This is a genomic window from Frankia sp. CcWB2, assembly GCF_977927585.1.
Genome location: NZ_CDWRCM010000117.1, coordinates 5666 through 6018, shown reverse-complemented (window position 1 = coordinate 6018; position 353 = coordinate 5666). Strand labels below are relative to the sequence as shown.

The window sequence follows — 353 nt, the reverse complement described above, 5'->3', positions numbered from 1 at the left end:
ACCTGGACCGTGGCCGTCGGCGGCGCCCCGCACTCGCGGGTGTACCTCGCGCTGGACACGCACGTCACCCCGCTGCTGATCGGCTGTCTGCTGGCGGTCTGGCGTGACACCCGCCTGCGCGCCCTCGTCGCAGAGGAGCCGGGCCTGACCGCGCCGCGCCGCCGCCGGCACGCCCAGCAGATCGGCACGATGACCCCTGTCACGGCGGCGACGGTCGAGCGTTGGCGGGCGGGCCGTCGGATCGCCGATTTCGGCCTCGTCGCGGGGATCGGATTGATCTTCTTCGCCTTCCTTGGGCCGGACAAGGACGGTTATGACGCCAACTGGCTCGACCATGCCGCCTACCTGCCCAG

General features: G+C 72.0%; 1 pseudogene. It reads left to right on the top strand.

Features of this window, described 5'->3' with window-relative positions:
- Nucleotides 1-353 (top strand): annotated as a pseudogene (locus ACY45C_RS13445) (acyltransferase); the annotation flags it as partial.